This is a genomic window from Streptomyces sp. BV286 (assembly GCF_019090165.1).
GTDB lineage: Bacteria > Actinomycetota > Actinomycetes > Streptomycetales > Streptomycetaceae > Streptomyces.
In genome coordinates, this window is sequence record NZ_JAHRIB010000154.1 from 1 (window position 1) to 2957 (window position 2957).

General features: G+C 71.6%; 1 protein-coding gene. It reads left to right on the forward strand.

The features are described from left to right. Positions 1-375: 375 nt before the first annotated feature. Positions 376-2640: an ATP-dependent RecD-like DNA helicase gene (locus KUF83_RS27575; RefSeq protein WP_217457666.1), complete on the forward strand. Its 2265-nt coding sequence runs from the start codon at positions 376-378 to the stop codon at positions 2638-2640. Positions 2641-2957: the final 317 nt, after the last annotated feature.

Here is a 2957-nt window from a genome sequence, read left to right on the forward strand (position 1 = left end):
GGCTGGTCGCGCCGTTCCTCGCGCCCCTGGAGGGTGCGCCTGTCGTGGGTGTGGTGGGGCGGGGCCGTGCCGGGGCATCCGATCGCAGCTGTGTCGTCCGGGGTTGTTCGGTTGCTCTGGAGAGGTCGTGCTGCGATCGGACGCCCCGTCCCGTCCCCTCGCGCCGGACCGCGACCGACGGGAGAGGGGGGTGGGGACCGGTGGGGGTGCCCCCGCCGCTGGGGGCGCCCCCGTTTTTGGGGGCGCGGGGAACTGCGCGACCAGCCCTCACCGGCGGGCAGCCGACGCACCCGGCTGCAGGCCTGTGTGGGCCCGGTGCAGCCGGTGCAGCCGGTGTGGGCCCTCGCTGTCGGACGTGGGCGGTAGCGTCGGATCATGTCCAATCACGGGGCGGGGAACGGGGCGGACCGGAACCTGGCGGTTCTGGAGGGTGTGCTGGAGCGGATCACGTACGCCAACGAGGAGAACGGATACACGGTCGCCCGGGTCGACACCGGGCGGGGCGGCGGTGATCTCCTCACGGTGGTCGGCGCGTTGCTCGGTGCCCAGGTGGGGGAGTCCCTGCGCATGGAGGGCCGCTGGGGCTCCCACTCGCAGTACGGCAAGCAGTTCACGGTGGAGAACTACACGACGGTCCTCCCGGCCACCGTCCAGGGCATCCGCCGCTATCTCGGTTCCGGTCTGGTCAAGGGCATCGGGCCGGTCTTCGCGGACCGCATCACGCAGCACTTCGGCCTGGACACCCTCCAGATCATCGAGGAGGAGCCGAAGCGGCTCATCGAGGTGCCCGGCCTCGGCCCCAAGCGCACCAGGAAGATCGCCGACGCCTGGGAGGAACAGAAGGCGATCAAGGAGGTCATGCTCTTCCTCCAGACCGTCGAGGTGTCCACCTCCATCGCGGTCCGCATCTACAAGAAATACGGCGACGCGTCGATCTCGGTCGTGAAGAACCAGCCGTACCGCCTCGCGTCGGACGTCTGGGGCATCGGCTTCCTCACCGCCGACAAGATCGCCCAGTCGGTGGGCATTCCGCACGACAGCCCGGAGCGCGTCAAGGCCGGTCTCCAGTACGCCCTTTCGCAGTCCACCGACCAGGGCCACTGCTTCCTGCCGGAGGAGCGGCTGATCGCGGACGCGGTGAAGCTGCTCCAGGTGGACACGGGTCTGGCCATCGAGTGCCTCGCGCAACTGGCGGCTCCTGCGGAGGAGGGCGAGGACCCGGGAGTGGTACGAGAACGGGTGCCGGGCCTCGACGGCGGCGAGCCGGTGACGGCCATCTACCTGGTCCCCTTCCACCGGGCCGAACTGTCCTTGTCCGCGCAGCTGTTGAGGCTGCTGCGCACCGAAGAGGACCGGATGCCCGCGTTCCGGGACGTGACCTGGGACAAGGCGCTGGCATGGCTCAGGGGGCGTACGGGGACGGAGCTGGCCCCCGAGCAGGAGGCGGCCGTCCGGCTCGCCCTCACCGAGAAGGTCGCGGTGCTGACGGGCGGGCCCGGCTGCGGCAAGTCGTTCACGGTCCGCTCGATCGTGGAGCTGGCCCGGGCGAAGAAGGCGAAGGTCGTACTGGCCGCCCCGACCGGCCGCGCGGCCAAGCGGCTCGCCGAGCTGACCGGGGCGGAGGCGTCGACCGTGCACCGGCTCCTGGAGCTGAAGCCGGGCGGTGACGCGGCCTACGACAAGGACCGGCCGCTGGACGCCGACCTGGTCGTCGTGGACGAGGCGTCGATGCTGGACCTGCTCCTCGCCAACAAGCTGGTGAAGGCGGTGCCACCGGGCGCGCATCTGCTCTTCGTCGGAGACGTCGACCAGCTTCCGAGTGTCGGCGCCGGCGAGGTGCTGCGCGACCTGCTCGACGAGCGCGGCCCGGTCCCGGCGGTCCGGCTCACCCGGGTGTTCCGTCAGGCCCAGCAGTCGGGCGTGGTGACGAACGCCCACCGGATCAACGCCGGGCAGCAACCGGTCACGGACGGTCTCAAGGACTTCTTCCTCTTCGTCGAGGACGACACGGAGGAGGCGGGCAGGCTCACGGTGGACGTGGCGGCGCGGCGTATTCCGGCCAGGTTCGGCCTGGACCCCCGCCGTGACGTCCAGGTCCTGGCCCCCATGCACCGGGGCCCGGCAGGCGCGGGCACGCTCAACGGCCTGCTCCAGCAGGCCATCACCCCGGCCCGCCCCGACCTCCCCGAGAAGCGCTTCGGCGGCCGGGTCTTCCGCGTCGGCGACAAGGTCACCCAGATCCGCAACAACTACGACAAGGGTGAGAACGGCGTCTTCAACGGCACGGTGGGAGTGGTGACTTCACTAAACCTCGACGACCAGCGCCTCACGGTCCGCACGGACGAGGACGAGGAGGTCCCGTACGAGTTCGACGAACTCGACGAGCTGGCGCACGCGTACGCGGTCACGATCCACCGCTCCCAGGGCAGCGAGTACCCGGCGGTCGTCATCCCGGTCACCACGGGCGCCTGGATGATGCTCCAGCGCAACCTCCTCTACACGGCGGTGACCCGGGCGAAGAAGCTCGTGGTCCTGGTCGGCTCCCGCAAGGCCCTGGGCCAGGCGGTCCGCACGGTGTCCGCCGGGAGGCGGTCCACGGCGCTGGACTTCCGGCTCTCCGGAGCCCGCCTCCCAGCCTGACCCGGGCCCCCACCGGCCTGCAGCCGGGTGCGTCGGCTGCCCGCCGGTGAGGGCTGGTCGCGCAGTTCCCCGCGCCCCCAAAAACGGGGGCGCCCCCAGCGGCGGGGGCACCCCCACCGGTCCCCACCCCCCTCTCCCGTCGGTCGCGGTCCGGCGCGAGGGGACGGGACGGGGCGTCCGATCGCAGCACGACCTCTCCAGAGCAACCGAACAACCCCGGACGACACAGCTGCGATCGGATGCCCCGGCACGGCCCCGCCCCACCACACCCACGACAGGCGCACCCTCCAGGGGCGCGAGGAACGGCGCGACCAGCC